Here is a 558-nt window from a genome sequence, read left to right on the forward strand (position 1 = left end):
AAAGTTTAAGAGATGGGCATCTGGTGTCTTCTTAAAGGCAAACATCTGCTCCATCAGGCGCTGAAACTGCATATCGCCTGTAAACGACATTGCATATTTTTGCTTGAGTGTAGAGATGAGTTCTTCTTGCTTGGCCTTGGGCACATCCAGCTGTTTTAATGTTGCCCAATCCGCAGCGGTTAATGTATCCCCAGCAATGCACTTATCCCAGACCGTTTTAATTGCCTGACGATTGTGCTCCTGAATCGCTGCTTTAAAATAATCGCGGATAAAGCCATTGGCCTCTTGGGTTAACAGTTCCTTGGTTAAAAAAACCAATAAAGGATGTCCTTGTACCGCTTGAAATAAACGACGCTTAACGCCGGAAAAGCAACTGGGTCTATCGCCTTGGAGATTGTCGTATTCCTCTTGAATTGGATTGCCTTGTTTATCAAGTTTGCTGCGGGTGTCATCCCAATTATGCGCGCGGCCAATTAGCGCCAGCTCATCAATAAAATGGGTGAGCCTGGTTTCCAAGGTATAACCATCGCTAGCGGCAGTCTCATGGTCAATGGCTGC

Annotated in this window: 1 pseudogene; it reads right to left on the reverse strand. The window is 45.9% G+C overall.

Annotated elements, in window-relative coordinates:
• A pseudogene (locus Lste_RS07875) lies at positions 1-558 on the reverse strand (ankyrin repeat domain-containing protein); the annotation flags it as partial.

Source organism: Legionella steelei (genome assembly GCF_001468005.1).
In the GTDB taxonomy this organism is placed as follows: domain Bacteria; phylum Pseudomonadota; class Gammaproteobacteria; order Legionellales; family Legionellaceae; genus Legionella; species Legionella steelei.